We start from the raw sequence: 20,006 nt of genomic DNA, 5'->3' as shown, positions 1-20,006 counted from the left end.
GCACCACCAGCGAACCGTTAAAGTGTTCATGGCCCGAATCGCGGTACACACCCAGCCGTTGCAAGCGCCCGCGCACTTCCGCGCCCGCGACCCGATTTTTTTCTGGAAGACGCAGGCCCAAGGTGCGATTGGCGTAACCGAGCCGAAACGTATCGATCAGTTCAGGATGGTCCAGACCCCGTGTTTTCAGGTAGGCCAGCGCTTCCGGGCTTTGCTTCAAACTCGCGTGGTAGTAGTCCACCACCTGGCCAAGCACTGCTTGGTCGTCCGCGTCAGTCGCGACGGGCGCAGGCAGCATGCGCACCGTGGTGCGCTTCACCGACTCCGTGCCAGCAGAAGAAACAGCAGCTAAAGGCAGACCCTCCCGCAGCAACTCGGCCGCATGGCGGAAGCTGATACCGCGCCGTTTCATCAGCCAATCAATCGGCCCACCCGCTGCGCCACAACCAAAGCAATGAAACAGGTTCTTGCTCGGCGTCACGATTAGGCTGGGGGTGGTTTCCTCATGGAAGGGACAGCAGGCCGCGTAATCCTTTCCCTGCTTGTTCAGCGCGATGCCGTCCGCCTCAATCAGGCGAACCAGCGACACCTCGGCCTTCAAGCGTTCGACTTCTGTATCCGGGATACGGGCCATAAACGGGATTCCCTCTAAAATCTTGTCAAGACCATATATGTGTATTATTGTTGCACATACATATGTACTAAGGTCAAGTGCTATAGGTTTCAGGAGGTAGGATCATCGGCGATACGTTTTCTCTCTGGTTGTCCATGTCTCTATCCGCACGTCTGATTACCCTGCGCAGGCAACTGGGCCTTTCACAGCAAGCGATGGCTGATGCTGTTGGAGTACATCCAAACAGCTGGAAGAAGTACGAATCTGGCCAAGCACAACCGTCTCTAGAGGTGCTGAAGAAGATCGCCATCAAACTGCACGTTAGTACTGACTTCTTGCTGTTTAATGAACAGGAACGTGGACCAAGCGATGAATTCCGCCTACGCTTTGAGGCGATTTCTTCGTTCTCCATGGAAGAGAAACAGGTCGTCAAAGAGATACTGGATAGCTTGATCCTGAAGCATCAGGCAAAGCTGCTCTTCACCCCACAGCAGACAGGCAGATAACGTTTACGTCCTGTCTGCCATGTAGCAGCTAAAACAGAAACCCCCTGAACCCCAAGCAGCAGCTGGGGTTCAGGGGGCTTTTTTATTTATCTAATAGATATCTAACAGATAAAAAATATCTAGTAGATATCCACCAGATAAATAAACAGCGCTGGGAAACATGCGCCATCAGGCCGTGTTCTCCCCTTGCAGACCCTGCCCGTTGAGTGGTCACGATGGTCGAACCGGGCGGGCGGCGGCGTCGCCGGGCGCGAGTGTGTCATCTGGATTCGTGCGCTACTGATGGGTCGCGCCGTACCCGTCCGCGTGCTGCACGAGACCTTTTTTCGGGCACTGGATGGGACACCTTGGAAGGCTGACGGGGTGTATACACCGTATACAATAATTGCCTTTAAGAATCAGTCGGTTAAAAGCAAAATGTAAACATTGTATACAGCTGTATACAGGTACATCCCTTTTAATTCAGTGACTTACAGCCCACAAAGTGGTGCGTATGGTGTGGGGGTGATTTTGACACGAGTTAAGGGCACACAACTTGGGGGTTTTGAGGGGCCGTTTTGGGGGGCGTCCAAGACGCCGCCCAAGTGCGTTTTACCAGCGCGGCTTTGCCGTGCAATCGGCGAGTTTTAAGCAAACTGTTGGTACTCTGTGAGTTACTGCCTGCACCGTGAAGACGGTTTCGAGTTTCGATGCTATTGATTTGCTTGATCGTTAATAGAACAAAGCCGGGTCGGATACTTCCGAGCCGGCTTTAAGTGGTTAGGGGAGTCGACTGTACCCAACCTTTATGTCTCATGGTCCTTGTGAGACTCGCATCGAGGACAGGTTCTTGTCTCTAGTAGCCACGCTAACCATTCACCAAAGTTCTTATGTGTAATAGCGTACCAAACCAGACTTAACCCACATTGCGGACATCGAATAAACATGGCTGCACCAATGAGTGCAACAAAGCATATTAGTATCGACCCTAGGTGGACAGTTACTTCGGATATAAGAAATATCGATGCTAGCTTTTCTGGTATTAAGAAACCAATACCGGCCACAGCGAATAACATCCCAAATACCCAAAGTTTCCACTTTTGATTAAAGATTAAAGGGGTCAATATTTCATTCCTTAAACAAAAAGAGGGGCTTGGGTCCTATACAGTCAAAAATTCACTTCCTGCACTCACATCCCGATGACACTGCTCGGTTCACTCCTGTGCGAATTACTGAGCCCATTAAGACCCCGGCATCATATGTTCCCTTGATGAGAACAGAATTAATTGCCATTGTGGCTGTACCAGTTGCAACTGCTTGCGCAAAAGTGCGACTTCCGATACCCGACAGAGCATAGCCCGCTCTACTGTCACGAACTGCTTGTGTAGCAGCACCGACAACGGTAAGTCCGCCATATGTTTTTGCGAACGAGCCCCCTGCTGCCATAGACCCTACTGTTTTGGCGATTGAAGTTGCATCCTGAACTTCCATAAAGTTGGCCACAATGTCGTCAACTGCACTATTTCCGCTACAGCCTCCGGTTGCGTCACGGATGTCGTCTCTGAGTTCTGGCAAGCTATATAGACCCAACGGATCGATGTATCTCAGCGGATTTCCGTTGACATAGGCATAGGTATTGATCCCGCCCGCCAACCCTATCGGATCGCTCTGTAGGTATCGTCCATCCTTCGCACTGTAATCCCGGAAGTAATTGTAATGGTGACCCGTTTCCTTATCAAAATACTGCCCAGGGAAGCGCAGGTTGAAGGTGTACTTCGCCCCTGTACCTTCTGGATCTTCGTTGGCGTTTGAGGCACCAAACGGCTCACCGAGTTCCCAAGCCCAGATCGCGTGCTTGGTGGCGTCGGTCAACAGTCGTGGGGTGCCGAGGTGGTCGGTATGTATATTACGGATATCCATGCCGTTGTCCACCAGCGCAATCGGGGTGTTGCCCAAATAAATGTATTCGCGCCTCACGACGCCCAGTTGGTTCGACTCCGCTATCAGTCGGCCCCACTGGTCGTAATGGAACACGGTGGTGGTGCCCTGGTAGGTCTTCGCGACCCGTTCGCCCAAGCCATTGAGGGTGAACTGGGCGCCGGCGACTTCGGTTAATCGGCCGCGGGCATCATAGGTGTAGTTATTGCCACCGCCACCGGTACGGCTGCCATTGGCATCGTATTGGAACACCGGGTTGGACCCACCCGGGTTTGACGCGGCTTTGAGTCGGTTGCTTGTGGCGTCGATGTCCTGCTTGAACATCATGTCGTCGCTGCGCAAAGCAGTACGATTGCCATTGGCGTCGTAGCCATAACCTTGGCTGCTCGGCACAGACGTGCCGCGGTTTTGCAGGATGCGTCCGTCTTTCCACTCGGTCAGGCGGTCCAGGTTGTCGTAGCCATAGGTGTGGGTTTGCCCAATCGGCAGCCCCAGGCGCTGCAACATCCGCTCCCACCACCCCCCGCTGATCTGCTGGCTGATGATGCGGCTGGCACCGTCATAACCCAGCGTCAGCGTACTGTCACCGAGGCTCAGGCTGGTGATGCGGTTCTGGTTGTCGTAACCACTGCTGCGCACTTCACCATTGCCAAAGGTCCAACCCTGTACCTGCCCGAATGGGCGATAGGTCAGGTTCTGGATGACAACCTTTTCTGCTGCCGTGCCTTGCTTGGTGGTGACCTTGTTGACTTGACCTGCTGCGTCATAGAAATAGGTGACGATGCGGCCGCTCGGGTAGGTCAGCTGGTTGAAGCGGCCTGCCGCATCATAGCCATAACGGGTGACATAACCCTTGTTCCAGATACTGCGGTCTTCACTGGCCACGCGACCCTGGCTGTCGTAGCTGTAGGTGATCTTGCCGCTGCTGTCGGTCAGGCTGGCGAGTTTGCCGGTGCTGGTGCCACTGGCGCCATAGGCATAGACCTGGGTCTTGCCATCGGCGAAGGTGAGCTTCTTGAGCAGACCACCTGGACTGTACTCGTACTGGGTCTTCTGGTTCTTGGCGTCGGTACGGGTAGCCAGTAGTCCGTCGCTGAGTCGGGTGTACTGGGTCACCCCGGTATCGGGACTGGTCTGCTTGAGCAAAGCATCAAAGCCGTTGTACTCATAGCGGGTGACTAGGCGCCGTGGGTCGGTGACGCTGAGCAGGTTGTCGGCCGCATCGTATTCATAGCGGGTGACCCCATTGATGGAATCGATGAAGCTGCTCAGGCGATTCAGGCCGTCGTAGCCATACACATTGGCCTGACCGAGGTGGTTGCGTGATTCGAGGGTATTGCCATTGGGGTCATAACCGTAGCCCGTCCACCCCCCATCGACCCGCGTGACTTTCTGCAACCGGCCCAAGGGGTCGAACTGACGTTCCAGGCTTTGGATGATCGCCGCCTTGGCATCCTTGATCTCTTCCTTCAGCGGATTACCCATTGCGTCCAGCGTGTATTGGACGGTATTGCCCAGCTTGTCCTTTATGGTGGTCAGACGATGGGCATCGTCGTAGGTGTAGGTCAGCTGATTACCATCTGGTGGGGTGATCGTGCTGAGCAGGCCGGTGGCGGTATAGCCGTAGGTGGTGGTCAGAGCGCCCACTTTCTGGCTGATCAAGCGGCCGCGTGTATCGTAGCCCAGGGTGATCACGACCCCATCGGGCCGGGTAAGGCTCAGCGGCAAACCATCGGGGTTGTATTGGGTGTAACGGGTCACCCAGCCATTGGGGTCGGTGCTGGTGCTGAGATTACCACCGGCATCGTAGGTGTAACGGGTGATGCGACCTGCTGCATCGGTGCTGTCGATCAACCGGTTCTGGGCGTCATAGCTCCAGCGCCAGGTTTGGCTGCTGTTGTCGAGCAGCTTGGTCACGGTCTTAACGGTCAGGTTACCCTTGGCATCATAGGTGAAGTCACTGCGGCGAATCGGGTCGGTGATCTTGGTCGGTAGGCGGAAGTCAGCATGCCATTCAGTACTCACATCGTACTGTTCCGGCCTATAGGCGGCCTCAGTCCGCTTGGTTTCCAGCTTACGGGCAAGGTTGTACTCATAGCGGGTGATGACGCCATTGAAGTCAGTGGATTCAATGACATTGCCATCGACATCGTATTGGAGCCGGCTGCTGCTGGCCCCACAACCGGCCCCACCGGGCTGGCTATTGCCCGCGCTGAACAAGCCCCCATTGAATTTCTGGAAGCTGTAACGCCGGACCGCACCCAGCGGTGTCGTTTCGTCGGTCCAGATGCTGTTGCCATAACTGCCATAAGCGAGGGTGACGGTATCAACGCCATTGGCGTGTTCCGACCGTACCGCACGACCCTTGTCGTCGTAAGCCCAAGTGGCATAGCGCTTCTGTGCTTCGTCGATGATGCCGGCCAACAAGCCCGGCTTCTTGGCATCGTCGTAGCGGTATTGGCGTTGGGTCTTATCGGCAAAGGTGGCGCTGGTCAGCAGACCATCCGCACTGTAGCCGTAGACCACGCTGTACTTACCGGCGGTTTCGACCTTGGTCAGCCGTTTGCTGGTTGGGTCATAGCTGAAGGTCAACCGAAAGGTGGTGCCCGCTTCGCTGACTTGGGAAAGCAGACCATTCTGATAGCTGAGATTGTAGGTGCGGCCATTAATGTATTGCAGCGAGGCCAAATTGCCGCTGGCATCGTATTGCTCGATGGTGTCGGGCGAGGTGACCGTAAAGCCGCTGCCGCCAATCGTGACCTTGAGATGATGTTTGTCGGCAGCGAAGAACGGTGTGCCATCTGGTTTGACGGCAATCGAGGCGCCATCTGCGCGTTCAATGCGGTAGGCCCGGATGGCGGTGGGATTCGTGACAGTGGGGGGCCATCTAAAGTCGGGGTCCATGTCCACCGGTGCTGGCATATTACGGAGCTCGTCTTGCGTCACCTTGATCGGCACCACCCGTGCCTGCCAGTTGTGGCGCCAACCATTACCTAGGCCATTGTCCACAGTGCCGGCAGCACTGTTATAGCTGCGGATAAAGGGAATGCGGCTGGCCGCTAGATCGAGTTCGCGCTGGAATTTATTGCCGGTGGCGGTATTGATGGGGTTGCCCGACTTGGGACAGGATGCACCCTGATCGGGATCGGCTTTTACGGGCGCGCCGGATAAGCAAAGGCCCGGATAGGTATTGATGAGTAAATATTCGCCTTCGGGGCATTTGGTACGGCATCGCTTAGAAACTTCACCACGGAATTGGCCGTCGGGGCATTTATCGTTGGTCTTTATGCGGCAAAACTGAGAAGGAGGCACGTGCGCATTATTTGTTGCCCAATCCCATCCTTCGGGGCAACCACCCTGCAAGCTATTTGTATTGAAGCAATTCGTTGCACTGTAACAAAACTCTTCTCCATACGACCAACCATTATTGCCGTAACCGCTTTTGTTAAAGTATTGACCGACCGCAGGATTCGGCACGTTTCTGCAGCCGGGCTCCGCATCAAGCGCAGCCTGAATTGTTTTGCCTACACAACTACGTCCTGCATTGGTCGCCCGATACCACAAAAGCGGTTCGTAAACATAGAAGTATCCTTCTTCTTCCCCGGGGGGTAGTGATTTTCCGGCGCCAGGAAAGGGGGCGGGATCGGCAGCGAAGCATGATTGAGTCATCAAAATACTCAAGAGCGCTGCCATAAAAATCTTGATCATCATATCTTTCGTGCTGCTCGGCTAAATTAAATACGGTCGATTTGAATAAGTATTTCAAAGGGTATTGGGCGATGTCTGTTGGACAACGGGCATGCTCTAATCTGCATTGATGCGGTCGGATAGCGCACTCAATCCACCACTGCTATCGCGCTCTTCTTCCTCGATACGGTTGCCCATGGCATCCAGCCCATAGCGAATGCGCGCATCCACCCAGTACAGATTGGGTAGATATAGATGCCGAAAAGAAGGACTTGTTTCCCACATGCCGAACGGCAGCGTCTCACCAAGAGAGCCCCGAAGGAAAAATCAACTCGGCGCGCAGCCTAATGGCCATCTATGACGATGTCAATTTATGAGGCTTGGCCGATAAACTGTTGTAGTGGATGATTTTTAGCGAGATTTTAGGCCAAACCAAGGTCGAGACTTGAACCCTAAGCGGCGGTCAAAGCTTGCCGCTTAAGGGACTGAAGCGGGTTGGTGTTTTCAAACATTAACTATTTTCTGCCTCTTACTTCAGACTGGCTAAAGCCACTAAGGATTTCTGAAAACAAGGGAAACCACCTATCCAAAGACCCTACTCTAATCTAGAGAAATTGCTTGTTGATACTTACCCACGCCCCTGCATTAAAGCCGTTGATTCACTGCACTCATGTAATCGGATTGCATGCTTGTTTTACGTCGCTACTTTTATATTCGATCTTCCATCTCTCACTCTTCGGCTTTCGGCACAGCGCATACGCACCATACTCGCCATGGCGGCTTCCACCGGCCCCGGCCAGGCTGGCGTGGTCAGCACTACCTTTTTTGCTGCCCTCTCTCTCCTCCTTACAGCCTGTTCTGCCCGCTCGACATCAATGCCATAAAGGTCAAGGCAACAAAACCGCAGCTTCTGCTCGCCCACCTTCTGCGCAACCCCCACTCGGCGCAGCCAGCACAACGCTTTGTAAACACGCTTTTTCTCCACCTGAAGACGAGCTGCGACATCACTTAAGCCTTCAGCGCCGTTCCACTCGCCGATGACCTGGCGCAGGAATTCACACCAAGCCAGGTCTTCCTCCACTCGCATCATGTGATTGCTGTCTCCTTAAATCGGATGGCTTGCTACGGCCATCCCGCCTTATCTGGATGCCGTAGCGTGTAAACGACTCGCCATCTGCGCCACCACAGCAGCCAGCAGGTCCAGTTCTGACGCCTTGGCCAGCCGCAATAACGAACGGTCGCCATGGATACCTAGCGGACCTTGGTGGCAGCCCGAATGGCACAGGGGGATGGCCAGGTAATCACTGGCCCGCTGTGCAACGCCCTGCCCATCGCGGACATGATGCACATCCGTCTTGCTTGATTGCGTACACCCCAATAGTTCACACAGTACGCACGGTTGGTTCGCAATCCAGTCACGGTGCGAACCTTCGGTCTTGGTAGTGCGATTACGGGGATTCGACGCACGCCGCGCAACCGGCATGGCATGTTCGTCTCCACGCCGTGGCACGATCTTGCTCGGGCGGGCTGTGCTCATTGGCACCCTTCCTGCATCCATTTAGGTGCAGTCCAGCGGACGCCATGTTGGCCGCCGAATGCTTGGATCAACTCAATCATGTCTGCCATTTCAGCAATACTCATACGGCTGGTGCGCACACCCAGTACGACAAAGCCACCATCAATGCCGGGGACTGCACGCTGAATACGCAAACCAGCGCTGATGACTTCCTTCCACTCTTCCGCCGTGAGTTTGTGACCATGCCAATTCACTTGCTGGCTCAAGTCTGTCAGGTGCGCCCACATGCAGGCATTGGCCTGGACACTACGGGTTTTCTTTTTCGGCTTCCAAGTAAGCTCCCCTGCAATGCCCGCATCCAGTGCTGATAGGGCGGAATCCCATACCCGGCGAAACGCACTTCGCGCCCATTCACTGGCTGGAATCAATTCTTGGGCTGCTTCGTGGATAGCATTTTGATTCATTGTTTCTTCTCCAATCACAGGTCTGCCTCCTGCCAATACTGCTTGGCCGTATTGACCATCGCTGGCGACCAGTCAGGTGGTGTATCGGTAAAGCGCGTGCATTCCGGCTGCCAGCCGACTCTGACCGTGCCGGTCTCGCCATCACGGTGCTTGGCCACGATCAGTTCCGCTTCGTTGGGATTGGCTTTCTCGTCGTAGTAGCTCTCGCGATGCACAAGAATCACCACGTCCGCGTCCTGTTCAATGGCACCGGAATCACGTAGGTCTGTTAAGGTAGGCCGGCGTGATGTGCCGCTCTTGGCGCTATCGCGATTAAGCTGCGCCAGGATCACCACTGGAATACCCAGCTCCATCGCTAGCTCCTTCAAGCCAGCCGATACCCTGCCCAACGCAACCGCCCGGTTATCGCCTTTCACCGGAATCAGGTGCAGGTGGTCAACCACCAGCAGGGAGATGCCCCGTTTGCGCTTTTGCTTGCGCGCACCCGCTGCAATGCGCTCCACGGTCTGCCCGGCTTTATCCTCGATCCAAATTGGCGCATCAGACAGCCGTGTCGCAGCAACCGTATACGCGCTGTAATCGGTGCCCTGCATTTGCCCGCTCTTCATGCGGGTAAGGCTGATACCGCCTACACCGGCAATGGCCCGCTTGCTGAGCTTGGCAGCCTGCATTTCCAGGCTGTTGTATTGGGCTGGCTGGCCATTCAAGCCGTTTTCTAGAGCAATACTCAAGCCAAGGGCAGACTTACCCATTGAAGGCCGGCCACCAATGACGATGAGATCGCCAGGCTTGAGCCCATCCAAAATCGCATCCAGACCAGCCAGACCTGTCGATAAGCCGCCCAAGACATCGCCACGGTCCAGGCGATCCATCATTTCCTTGGTCGCCGTCTGTACTGCCAGCGCCATCGATACCGGCTCGTGCTCCGTTGTTGCTTCATCGGTCACGCTGGACAACAGGCGAATCGCCTCGGCTTGGCGTTCAGCCAATGTCCGGCCACTGCGCTCTACGGCCAAGTCCGAAATCTCAGCCGCTGCGGTCAGCAGGCTTCGTTCCAGCGCATGTTCCGTCACGATTTCGGTGTAGCGCCGGATGTTTGCGGCACTGGGTACGTTCTGCGCCAACTGGGTCAGGTAGGTCATGCCGCCTGCCGCATCCAACTCGGCATGGGCGTCCAAGTCACTCATCACCGAAACCGCATCGGCTGGTCGATTGGCACCCACCAAGCGGGTAATGGCGCTGAAAGCCAGTCGATGCGCTTCATGGTGGAAATGTTCGGCACGCAGTTCCGGGATGTCGTGCAGCCGCTCCGGCTGGATCAACAGACCACCGATGACGCTCTGCTCCGCCTCGACATTGCACGGTGGCAGGTAGCCAACGAGGCCGGGGTTCCCAGTGGGGAATTGGCCACCAAAGGGAAAGGCTTGCGGCGCGTTCATGCTTGCACCCCATTGCGGTAGTTGCCTTCCACGACCTTCACGAAGTTGGCCTGCTTCAGCAGCCAATCAAAGTTGCATTGGCTCCAAGCGCCGCTCTTGCCCGACAGGAAATCGCTTTCCCCCACGGCGGTGAAGAACCGGGTCCACCACGCCATGCCGGCTTCCACGTCGCCAATGCCGTAACGTCCGAGTTCCTTGCCAGCTTGCACCCAGCGTTGGCGAAGGGCCTGCTTGCGGCTATCGGTCAGCAGCTTGACCCGTGGCAGGGTTGGGCAGGCAGCATGGTAGGCCTCCACCAGACGGGCTGGGTCTAGCTGCACCTTGGCGACCTTGTCCGACACAGGTTCAGCAACCTTAGCCGTGACCGGCTGGTCTGCATGGGCTTGAACCTTGCCCTCAACCTCCCTCGGCGATGGCTCGTCAGCCGTGGCTGACTCTTCCGAACGAAGTGAGGAAGGAATACTTGTGTTTTGGGGTTGTTTATTGTGTGTGGCGTTTTGCCACGTTTGTGCGTGGTGTTTTGCCACGTTCGTGGTGCTCTCCGTGGCGTTTTGCCACGCATCAAATTCCCACTTATCAGGGGCGTTTACTGACACCAGCGAGCCATGTTTTCCCTTGCTGGCCGACACAATCTTGGCTGCAATCAGCGCCTGTAGTGCCCTGCTGGCATCAGAACGATTAATGCCTGCCACCTCTGCCAGCTTTGTAATGGTGCAGTCATCCTGCTGTTTGCCGTAGCCATATGTCTTACGGGCGATAGCCAGCGCCACCTTTAGTTGGCGAGCAGGAATATCGGCAGCCAGTAGCGCATCAAATAGCGCATTGGGTATAGCCATAAAACTCTCCGTCACGAGATAGGACTCTGGCTTTACAGCGCGCTCTGACGAATGAACAAGACGCAATGCGGTGCTCATGCTTGCCTCCCTGCTTGCATCCGTTGACGCTGGCTAAACGAACGTGCTGCCAGTTCAGTACTGAACAGATGTTGCTGCCTACGCGCTTCCGTGTAGTCGCCCGCATCGAATGCGGCACACATGGCCAACTTATGGCGCTCAATACGCCGTTCACGCCACCAGTCGTTAACACGCTGGAAAACTGATTCAAGTTGCTTCATACTCCGTTCCACCTATGTAAGCTGTGTCCAATCCCGCTCAGGCGCTCGCTACGCCGCTTAAGGCGGGATTTCCATTTGTACTGTGTCGAATGGCCCGAAATCGGGCCTGTGATGGGCCTTCAGTTGCTACCGTGGTTACGCTGTAATTCGAGCATCCGTTTTCCGTGTCCGAATACATGCGCACTCAACACCTGTTCCTCGTAGTCGTCGCGGCTCATGCCGACAGCGAACGCCAAGGCACCCAAGGCTTCGTCGATACCGCCATCCTCTTGGCGCGAACTGACGCCCAAGGCGGTACGCAAACGACTTGCGGAACCGTGGATATGGTCAATAAGCAAATCCCTCAGGTATTCGCTGCGTTTCTTGTTTTGCTCCAGTGCCAGCGCTTCCAGGGCGGCATCCACGCTTTCGGGAAGCCACGTCTTGACGGGGGTATCGAACTTCTCGCCGCAACGCGACAGCAACAGTTCTTCGTCCTGATTTCGATCAGGTTGCATGGGTATCTCCTTGTGTTTGCCCATATCTTGCGTATTGCGAATTGGGTTAGAAACGTCGCGGGTTATGCTTTATCGGGCAGGAAGTCGTCATAATCGACGCTTCCACCTGTGGCTTCGCGGATTGCACGGGCCATAGGCAAAGAAGGGGTTTTGCGACCCTTCGCTACGTGGCGGATGTATTCAGGAGATGTATTCGCTGCAGCAGCAACCAACTTAGCTCGCCCACGCTCAGCACTTAGATAGTCAATGAGTTTCATAGGGATAAACTATACCTTATTGGTTTAATGCTAATCAACAAATTCCACCTTTTTGATTGTTTACCTAATAGGTACAAAATGATCGAATATGCACATGGACATTTATCAAATTCGCTTGCAAAACTTACAGAAGTTAGCTGAAGGCCAATCTAGGAAAGACGTAGCCGAGCGGCTGGAGATGGGCTACTCCCAACTCTCGCAGTACGTTGGAAAAAATCCTGCTAAGAACATCGGAAGCGGAGTTGCTAGAAAAGCAGAGATTGCTTATGGAAAACCGCATGGGTGGATGGATATACTGCATCCAGAAAACCTCGAAGCACCGCTAGAGCCTGGTAATATCGCCACAAGGCCGCGCCCAGTCAGCATCTACGACGATCGCGACGAACTTGATGAAGATGAAATTGAGGTAGTAGCTTTGCGGTTAAAGATGTCGGCAGGAAATGGTTCGATGCAGTGGGCAGTAGATGACGAAGGAAAGCGCCACCGCTATAGCAAGCGCTGGGCATCCACTCTAAATATTAGATACCCTGAAAAGCTCACCACCGTAGTTGTTGAAGGTGACAGCATGGAGCCGCGGATTCCGAACGGTGCAAGCGTCACGATTTATACGCATGTAACTAGCATTAGGTCTGGCGAAATTTTCGCTGTGGACTTTCTTGGCGAGTTTTATATCAAGCGGCTATTTAAAGAGCCTGATGGCATCCGCATGGTCAGCGATAGCCCAGATAAGCATCGGTATCCTGACCGAGTTATTCAGGCAGAACATGCTCATTCTCTGCGCATCCTAGGTGCCATTGTTGACGTCAAGTTTAGGCCGGTAGAACGGCCATGGTGGTAGCTTTGCGCCATTTTTCTCTCTCATAAACCCGCTGCAAGCGGGTTTTTCTTTGTCTGTAGTTGCTGCTCTACACCCCTTTCTCTTCCCCTGTCTTTTACCCGTCAAATCAAGGCATAACAGAATCTTACCGCCCGAGAGGTGGTATTTTTTTGCCTGAAAAATTTACCAAAAAGATCAATTACCATTTTTACGACTAAATTTTTATACCCAAAAGGTGTTGACTAAATGTGTACCTAAAAGTTATATTTCATCCTATCGACGCACCACACAGCGTCACAGCAACAACCCAACGAAGTACCAGGCCCAGCGCCGTCCGCTCCTTAACAACATTGATGGAAACAACGCCACGGCTCACAACCGATGCGCTGCGATAGGAGTCCCGGAGAGGGGCCGACAAGCCACAAGGCAGCCGCAGGGATGCGGCCTGGACTGGTTTCGCAGCTGGGCATCAAGCCCTTAACGCAGACGAGGTAATGAGAACGTGGAGAGCGCCAGCACCGGGCGCAGATACGGTGACGCGTTGCCCAGCTACCGCAAAATGCTGAGGGTGCCGCCCTTCACACGATAAGGGCACACGTAAGCCTTCTGTTTCTAGGCCAGAACGCTTACCTGTTCTCAAACATTAACCAAGGCATGCACATGCATTCAGAGACTAACTTCAACAACCAAGATCAATCCAGTCAGTACATCAAACCAAAGTCATCCAATGCACCACGCATCACAGAACGGGACGTGCATGCTGCCATCGTGGGAGAGGACTACCACCACTTCGCAAACTCCACCTTGACCGTCTGTATGTTGCGCTTACGAAATGGCTTTACGGTGCTCGGTCAATCCGCCTGTGTCAGCCGGGACAACTTTGATCCCGTAAAGGGCCGTGAGATTGCCCGACGAAACGCATGCGATGAGGTTTGGAAAGTACTGGGCTACGACTTATGCGAACAAATTCATCGTGTGGAACGTAACAAATCGCTTCTGAGAAATATCTTCGAACCGTACCTCGCAGCCATGTAGAGAGACTCAACGCTCTCTACAGCAACGAGCATAGGCGCTGGGGCTTCGTAGCCCATTACGACAGCGGTCCAGGGTTTGCACACCTGAAAGTGCAAGCCGATACGCACGGTGACAGCCTGGAGAGACAGGCACACTCAGGAGAGAGCGTGGGCGTGCAAAACTATACTGGCCACTAGTAAGCAACTCCGAATCCCAGTCGGAACTAGACAACGGGCGTGGCTCGCTCTCTTTCCTGAGTGTTTTTTCGTCGTCCTCCCTGCCCGAGCCATCGGGTTTTCCCATGCCGCCCCGGCTTAAAAACCGGGTGCGGCTTTTTTTTCGGAAATTGCCATGAATGCTATGTCAGATATCGCTCGAATCCTTGCCGATGTGCAGAACGATCTTGCTGCGAGTAACGATCATGCAGACTTGATTCAGCAAGCACGACAACTGGATAGCAGGGCGGATGCACTCAAAGCGCACATCTACGGCGCAGGCCCGTTTACCTACTGCCTGTTGAATGAAGGCAGGCAACGGACTGAACTCAACACCTTGCGCGAAGACGCAAGGCAATTACGTATCAAAGCCAACGACGTTTTTCAGCGCCAATTCCCCCGCGAATTTATCCCGATGGCCACCCTTATGCGGGGCGCCAATGCACAGGATGCAGCGCGTTATGTCTCTTATTACGGCGATTGACATGCCCTGTCCTGATGACACACCGCCAACAAGAAAAGGAATACACCATGACCCCACTTATCAGGAGCTGGAAGCCCTTTGCGGAACAGAAGCCACTGAACCGACCAGCTGGCAAGCCATTGCCCTTGCCGTCGCATTCCCCTGCGCCTTCTTTCTCTGCTGTGCCCTTATTGAATGGCTACAGCGCTGATCCCTTCGACTGCCCTCCGGCTGTTGAACAGCCCATTACCGATCACGCGGCTTTTGCCCGCGACTATGCCGAGCAAGAAAGCCTAAGCGGACGTAATAGCTCCCCCCTCGAATACATGGAGTACCTAGCGTGAGCATCACCACCATTGTGATTGGCGAGTCCGGTACCGGTAAATCAGCCTCTATGCGCAATCTGCTTCCCAGCGACACCTTGCTGATCCAGTCCGTGAAGAAGCCTTTGCCGTTTCGTTCTTCTCAATGGCGACGGATCGAAACAGGCCAGCCGACCGGGGGGAATATCTTTGTCTGTGACCAGAGCGAACGCATCATCAAATACATGCAGCGCACTACACGCAAGATCATCGTGCTGGATGACTTCCAATACATTCTGGCCAATGAATTTATGCGCCGCAGTGCTGAAACCGGCTTTCAGAAATTCAGCGATATAGGCCGCCACGCCTGGGACATTCTGACCGCAGCGGCCCACCTGCCGGACGATGTCCGCGTCTATATCCTGGCACACAGTCAATCCGATGAGTTTGGTAACACCAAGCTCAAGACCATCGGCAAATTGCTGGACGAAAAAATCACCGTCGAAGGCATGGTGTCTATCGTCCTGCGCACCTTGGTGCGGGATGGTCAATATCAGTTCTCAACACGCAACAGCGGTAATGACACCGTAAAAACCCCCATGGGCTTATTTGAAGACGAGCAAATCGATAACTGCTTGGCGAACGTCGATAAGGCCATCTGCGACTACTACGGCCTGGAAGTACAAACCCTCAAGGCTGCTGCCTAATCCAAAGGAATCCAAGATGTTTAGAAGCTATGAAATTGATGTCCAGGCTGCCAAAAAAGCGGATGAGAAATCAGCACGTATCAGCACGACTGGTCATTACATTGGCACCTTTAAACACGCCATTGCGCGTACATCGACGAATAAAGGGACTGAAGGCGTAGAGCTTCACTTCGAGACGGCTGATAAGCAAGAAGCCAAGTTCACCCTATGGACCTTCAAAGGTACCGGTGAGCCGTTATCTGGCTTCAATACGCTGCAGGCCATTCTTACCTGCCTGCAGATTCGCGGCATCAATGCGGCACCTACTCGCGTTGAACTCTACGACCGCAATACCGGTGGAAAGTCGATGCAGAATGTCCACCAGTACACCGACTTGATCGGCAAACCGATTGGACTGCTGCTTCAACTGGCGCCAGAAGAGTATGTGAAGCACGGCACAGTAGCGATTGCCAACAAGATGGAGATATTTGGCGTCTACCAAGCAAATTCCAATCTGGTTGCCTCAGAAATCCTTAATAAGTCCGGCAAGCCTGAAAAGCTACCCAAGATGATTGCTGCCTTGAAGGATCGTCAATTGAAGAAGTTACCAGCACAAGTCAATGTCGCTGGGAATGACTACGAGTCTGTCAATTCCGGCAATTTCTCTGACTTTGAGGACGATATTCCGTTCTAAATTTCACCAGCATCAAAGACCGAATTCCGTCCAACTTCTACCCCGCCTCGTGCGGGGTTTTTATTGAGCCAGCCATGCACAAGCCTGAATTGTTTTTCGATATCGAAACCCTGCCAACACGAGACCCTGAAGTCATCGCCCAAATCGAAGCCAGCATTACGGCGCCAGGCAACTACACCAAGGCCGAATCCATTGCCCAATGGGAAATCGAAAAGAAACCGGCATTGGTAGAGGAAGCCATTCGAAAAACCTCGTTTGATCCCTGGTTTGGACAAATCCTCTGCATTGGCGTGGCATTTGATGATGAAGCGCCCTTCACCCTTTCCGATCATGGCGAATACGGGGTGCTGTGTAAGTTTTTAGCGCTTTTGGACAGGCGATACAAAAGCCTACTGGGCAACACCAACCCACCTAAGGTGATTGGTCACAACGTCACTGGCTTCGACTTACGCTATGTATGGGTACGCTGCATCATCAATGGACTTCGCCCGCCTGAGTGGTGGCCTGTGGATGCCAAGCCTTGGGATAACCAACGTGTCTTTGACACCATGACGCATGCAGCGGGCGTGGGGGGCAGAGTATCGCTAGACAAGCTCTGTAAGGCACTGGGCATTCCGACACCCAAAGGTGAACTCGATGGCAGCAAGGTATATGACTACTACAAAGCCGGCCGGATCAATGAGATTTTGACCTACTGTGCCGGTGATGTGGAAGCCATGCGAAAGGTCTACCACCGACTGGCCTTTATAGAGATGGACGAACCTGAATTACTTGCAGCGTAATTCCAATAAGCCTCGTGTATGCGGGGCTTTTTTTCGACTATCGCCTGGAAATGGCTGCCACTCCTGCCTACGCGACGTGATGAGTTCTGCCTGAATACCTACATGAGATAGGCAAAAGGATCGAGATGGCAATGCAACTCGGCAAACATCCTGAACCAATAAAGGAATCAACAGAGTGAAAATCGAATCCAGTTCAGTATTAAAGCTAAGGATCACAGGTTTATCTGATCTTGACCCAATATCTGTACTCCTAGAAGACCTTGCACCGGAAAAAGGACAACTCATCATCACCTGTGCTGGCAAGTCGTGGACGCATTATTGGGGTGCAATGGGCAATAGGAACATTGCCCAGTTCTTTTCTATGGCAGGCCAGGACTATTTAGCCTGCAAGTTTGCTCCGGAACTTCCCGATGAAGTAATTGACTTGGATGCAGTTGAAAGAGATGTGCGTGCGCATATCTGTAAATTGCGTAGGAAGAGACAATTATCGGCAAGGAAAGCACGTGAAGACTATCGGGCAATATGTTATTTCCAAAACCTGGAAGACCTAGAAGAACTCGAAGAAATGCTGACGACTATCTATGGGGAAGAGTGGCGGTATTACTTACCGCAATGCCCGAATCCTCCATACGTATACCTTTGCCGGATTATTGCTGCGGCAAAAGAAGGGGTTAAAGCTGCTCTAGGATCAGATATGTTGAAGGTGGCTGCATGAGTTACCCGTCTTGCCCCTTTGATCTATGGCCGAATGTGCCAAACAAGTACCCATCACCCGAGCCCAAACAGCCGGGTGATTTTTTTGGTGGGTACGATTTCACAATACCAAGCCTAGACAACCATCTCAGGAGCCCAGGTGCAGACCTATTCAATAAAGGAAGCAGCAAAGCTCCTTCGCTGCCATCCAGAAACACTTAGACAACTAACCAAGCAAGGCAAAGCGCCAGGACGAAAAGTCGGGCGTTGCTATGTCTATCTCGAACAGGACTTACTTTCATATGCCAGAGGCGAATACAATCCGACCACGCGGCAAGCGTTGGTAGAAAAGGAAACATTATGCCGCTCTACCAGCAAGAAAACTCAAGCCTTTGGTACGTTGACATCCGCTTGCCAAACGGCAAGAGACTTAGACGCTCTTCTGGCACCACAATCAAGGCCCAAGCGCAGGAATACCATGACTGCTTAAAGGCTCAATTGTGGCGAAACCAAACTCTCGGTGACAAGCTAGAACGAACTTTTGACGAAGCGGCACTTAAATGGATTAAGGAGAAGTCGCACAAGCGCTCACTAAGAGATGACAAACACATTATCCAATGGTGGCGGACGCAGTTAACAATGCCCTTGCATGAAGTAAGGGGCAGCATAGCTCTGGAGTTGGTTCTGGAGCTTAAAGTTAGTAACGCTAGGAAAAATAAATATCTGGCAGTTCTCAGGGCCATATTACGCAGAGCGGAGCGCGTTTGGGAATGGATAGATAAAGCACCTGCATTTACCCTTTTACCTATACCAAACAGGCGTATTCGGTCGCTTACAAAGGAGAAAGCTCAACTTTTGATCAAGGAACTACCTGACCACCAACGATTGATAGTCTTGTTTGCCTTAGCTACAGGCTTACGACAGGGAAATGTGCTGGGTATGACTTGGGAAAAAGTAGACCTTGAGCGTCGAATTGCGTGGGTGGAGGCGGAAGACTTCAAGAACGGCAATGATCACAGTATCCCACTTAATGATACAGCCCTGGCTGTACTAAGACAGTGCATAGGTAAGCATAAGGAGTTCATCTTCACTTATCGTGGCAAGCAAATCAAACAGGCCAATACAAAGGCATGGCGGAACGCATTGCAAAGGGCTGATATTAAGTCATTCCGATGGCATGACCTACGCCATGTCGCTGCATCTTGGATGGTTCAAAGTGGCGCCCCTCTTTTTGCAGTCCAAGAGTTTTTTGGGTGGGAATCTCAGGCGATGGTAAGACGCTATGCACACTTGGCTCCGGAGCACTTGGCGGTCCACGCCGGTACCCTGGATGCCATGCTTGGACATAGTTTGGTCATACCCTAAAAAAACGCCCACTATAAAAGTGGGCTAAGTCATTGAATTCATGGTGCCGGAGATAGGAGTCGAACCTACGACCTTCGCATTACGAATGCGCTGCTCTACCAACTGAGCTACACCGGCTTTCCAGTACTTTGGCAGTACGGCTTTATTACCTACAACATTTGCTGCCAAGGCAATAAAGAGGCGCGAATTATACTGAGGCGTTTTGCAAACGGCAATGCTAAAAGCCGCATTGGGCCAGCATTTGGCGACTGATTGGTGGATTAGTCCAACAAGTCGTCGTAATCGCGCTTTGCATAGCCAGCGAGTTTGTTCCAAGGCAAGGCAGCCTTGCTAGGAAAAGCGCTGGGGGTAAAGGTAGTTTTGCTGTAGCGATTACCATTATCCGTGCCAGATTCAATGACGAGGGCGATCTGGTTTTGCTGGTGCCACAGCACACGCTCGAATGCGCCTTTGGTTTGTATTTCGTACCAGACTGCGCCGGGCGCTGCAGCTCGCTTGCTTTGGGTCATCTTCTTGAACTGGGCTGGGTTTACCAACGACCAGTTGCCTTCCCAGGAGCCATCGAAACCGACGGTGTTGTAGTTGCTGGATAGTGTGGTGTAGATCGCCTTTTCACGCGTACGCACAAATGCCAAGCGAAGGTTGCCTTGGGCGTCGCGGGTAATGAGTTTGCCCGCGGTGGCAAGGGAATGATCGTGCTTGTCCCCCGGCTCATCATGGCGCTCGGTACTCGCGTTGGCGGGAATAATGCGCTCGGTCCAGATGTTGTCGGCGCTGCGAACAAAGCGTTCTTGAAAGCTACCCTGCTTGGTCACACCCTCTGTGCTGACCATACGATACGCATAGCTTAAGGTACCCGCCATGTCGGTGGCGGCGAAAGCCGGCAAGGTGGTTGCCAGGCAGAACCCAACGGTAAAGGTTTTCATTTTCAAATTTACTCCAGGCCGCCCTGCCAACGCAGACAG

The 20,006-nt window shown here is 53.3% G+C and carries 22 protein-coding genes, 1 tRNA gene and 1 pseudogene; 11 read left to right on the top strand and 13 right to left on the bottom strand.

Features of this window, described 5'->3' with window-relative positions; all coding sequences use genetic code 11:
- On the bottom strand, positions 1-634 hold a 634-nt coding region (locus tag CSQ89_RS07730; RefSeq protein ID WP_233202996.1), incomplete at its 3' end, for a CHC2 zinc finger domain-containing protein.
- Positions 635-768: 134 nt separating this feature from the next.
- Here CSQ89_RS07730 and CSQ89_RS07725 point away from each other — a divergent pair.
- Positions 769-1,119 carry a helix-turn-helix domain-containing protein gene (locus CSQ89_RS07725; protein ID WP_099405592.1) on the top strand — a complete coding sequence of 117 codons (351 nt, stop codon included), beginning with the start codon at positions 769-771 and terminating at the stop codon, positions 1,117-1,119.
- Between the two features lie 1,155 nt (positions 1,120-2,274).
- Here CSQ89_RS07725 and CSQ89_RS07720 read toward each other — a convergent pair.
- The 10 genes from CSQ89_RS07720 to CSQ89_RS07680 all read right to left on the bottom strand — a co-directional run bounded on the left by CSQ89_RS07720 (position 2,275) and on the right by CSQ89_RS07680 (position 12,010).
- Positions 2,275-6,348, bottom strand: a complete 4,074-nt coding sequence (locus tag CSQ89_RS07720) for an RHS repeat-associated core domain-containing protein (RefSeq protein WP_158228939.1) — start codon at positions 6,346-6,348, stop codon at positions 2,275-2,277.
- A gap of 492 nt (positions 6,349-6,840) precedes the next feature.
- Entirely contained in the window at positions 6,841-7,008 is a 168-nt protein-coding gene (locus CSQ89_RS22420; RefSeq protein ID WP_158228938.1) for a hypothetical protein, read from the bottom strand.
- 409 nt (positions 7,009-7,417) lie between these two features.
- A complete protein-coding gene (locus CSQ89_RS07715) occupies positions 7,418-7,813 on the bottom strand; it encodes a hypothetical protein (protein WP_099405590.1) in 396 nt (131 codons plus the stop codon).
- Positions 7,814-7,861: 48 nt separating this feature from the next.
- Positions 7,862-8,260 (bottom strand): hypothetical protein, encoded by a 399-nt coding sequence (locus CSQ89_RS07710; protein ID WP_233202994.1) that lies wholly within the window; start codon positions 8,258-8,260, stop codon positions 7,862-7,864.
- On the bottom strand, positions 8,257-8,703 hold the full coding sequence (locus CSQ89_RS07705) for a recombination protein NinB (RefSeq protein ID WP_099405589.1): 447 nt from the start codon (positions 8,701-8,703) through the stop codon (positions 8,257-8,259). The genes CSQ89_RS07710 and CSQ89_RS07705 overlap by 4 nt, the downstream gene beginning before the upstream one ends.
- 14 nt (positions 8,704-8,717) lie before the next feature.
- Complete coding sequence (locus CSQ89_RS07700; protein WP_099405588.1) at positions 8,718-10,142, bottom strand: replicative DNA helicase; 1,425 nt, start codon at positions 10,140-10,142, stop codon at positions 8,718-8,720.
- The gene (locus CSQ89_RS07695; RefSeq protein WP_099405587.1) at positions 10,139-11,056 is read right to left on the bottom strand and encodes a replication protein; all 918 of its coding nucleotides are present in this window, start codon (positions 11,054-11,056) and stop codon (positions 10,139-10,141) included. Before CSQ89_RS07695 ends, CSQ89_RS07700 begins: the two co-directional genes overlap by 4 nt.
- Entirely contained in the window at positions 11,053-11,256 is a 204-nt protein-coding gene (locus CSQ89_RS07690) for a hypothetical protein (protein WP_099405586.1), read from the bottom strand. The genes CSQ89_RS07695 and CSQ89_RS07690 overlap by 4 nt, the downstream gene beginning before the upstream one ends.
- A 119-nt stretch (positions 11,257-11,375) precedes the next feature.
- Positions 11,376-11,753, bottom strand: coding sequence for a hypothetical protein (locus CSQ89_RS07685; RefSeq protein WP_099405585.1), 378 nt, complete (start codon positions 11,751-11,753; stop codon positions 11,376-11,378).
- A gap of 62 nt (positions 11,754-11,815) precedes the next feature.
- On the bottom strand, positions 11,816-12,010 hold the full coding sequence (locus CSQ89_RS07680) for a helix-turn-helix transcriptional regulator (protein WP_099405584.1): 195 nt from the start codon (positions 12,008-12,010) through the stop codon (positions 11,816-11,818).
- 94 nt (positions 12,011-12,104) lie between these two features.
- Here CSQ89_RS07680 and CSQ89_RS07675 point away from each other — a divergent pair, with 94 nt between their 5' ends.
- From CSQ89_RS07675 to CSQ89_RS07630, 10 genes and pseudogenes are all read left to right on the top strand, one after another.
- Positions 12,105-12,848 (top strand): S24 family peptidase, encoded by a 744-nt coding sequence (locus CSQ89_RS07675; protein ID WP_158228937.1) that lies wholly within the window; start codon positions 12,105-12,107, stop codon positions 12,846-12,848.
- A 639-nt stretch (positions 12,849-13,487) separates the two neighbouring features.
- Entirely contained in the window at positions 13,488-13,862 is a 375-nt protein-coding gene (locus CSQ89_RS07670) for a Gp49 family protein (RefSeq protein WP_099405582.1), read from the top strand.
- A gap of 330 nt (positions 13,863-14,192) precedes the next feature.
- A complete protein-coding gene (locus CSQ89_RS07665) occupies positions 14,193-14,540 on the top strand; it encodes a hypothetical protein (protein ID WP_099405581.1) in 348 nt (115 codons plus the stop codon).
- A gap of 47 nt (positions 14,541-14,587) precedes the next feature.
- On the top strand, positions 14,588-14,863 hold the full coding sequence (locus CSQ89_RS07660) for a hypothetical protein (RefSeq protein ID WP_099405580.1): 276 nt from the start codon (positions 14,588-14,590) through the stop codon (positions 14,861-14,863).
- On the top strand, positions 14,860-15,528 hold the full coding sequence (locus tag CSQ89_RS07655) for an AAA family ATPase (protein ID WP_099405579.1): 669 nt from the start codon (positions 14,860-14,862) through the stop codon (positions 15,526-15,528). The genes CSQ89_RS07660 and CSQ89_RS07655 overlap by 4 nt, the downstream gene beginning before the upstream one ends.
- A gap of 16 nt (positions 15,529-15,544) precedes the next feature.
- Positions 15,545-16,201 (top strand): hypothetical protein, encoded by a 657-nt coding sequence (locus CSQ89_RS07650; RefSeq protein WP_099405578.1) that lies wholly within the window; start codon positions 15,545-15,547, stop codon positions 16,199-16,201.
- 74 nt (positions 16,202-16,275) lie between these two features.
- A complete protein-coding gene (locus CSQ89_RS07645; RefSeq protein ID WP_099405577.1) occupies positions 16,276-16,983 on the top strand; it encodes a ribonuclease H in 708 nt (235 codons plus the stop codon).
- Between the two features lie 175 nt (positions 16,984-17,158).
- A complete protein-coding gene (locus CSQ89_RS07640; protein ID WP_099405576.1) occupies positions 17,159-17,698 on the top strand; it encodes a hypothetical protein in 540 nt (179 codons plus the stop codon).
- 138 nt (positions 17,699-17,836) lie between these two features.
- A pseudogene (locus tag CSQ89_RS23790) lies at positions 17,837-17,977 on the top strand (helix-turn-helix domain-containing protein); the annotation flags it as partial.
- Between the two features lie 59 nt (positions 17,978-18,036).
- On the top strand, positions 18,037-19,041 hold the full coding sequence (locus CSQ89_RS07630; RefSeq protein ID WP_099405574.1) for a tyrosine-type recombinase/integrase: 1,005 nt from the start codon (positions 18,037-18,039) through the stop codon (positions 19,039-19,041).
- A gap of 41 nt (positions 19,042-19,082) precedes the next feature.
- Here the strand turns inward: CSQ89_RS07630 and CSQ89_RS07625 are convergent.
- Both CSQ89_RS07625 and CSQ89_RS07620 read right to left on the bottom strand, forming a co-directional pair.
- Positions 19,083-19,158, bottom strand: a tRNA-Thr gene (locus CSQ89_RS07625).
- A 143-nt stretch (positions 19,159-19,301) separates the two neighbouring features.
- The gene (locus CSQ89_RS07620; RefSeq protein ID WP_099405573.1) at positions 19,302-19,967 is read right to left on the bottom strand and encodes a hypothetical protein; all 666 of its coding nucleotides are present in this window, start codon (positions 19,965-19,967) and stop codon (positions 19,302-19,304) included.
- Between the last annotated feature and the right edge of the window lie 39 nt (positions 19,968-20,006).

The organism is Chitinimonas sp. BJB300 (genome assembly GCF_002735695.1).
Taxonomy (GTDB): Bacteria; Pseudomonadota; Gammaproteobacteria; order Burkholderiales; family Chitinimonadaceae; genus Chitinimonas.
The sequence above is the reverse complement of the archived record's forward strand: the minus strand, read 5'-3'. Positions and strand labels throughout refer to the sequence as shown.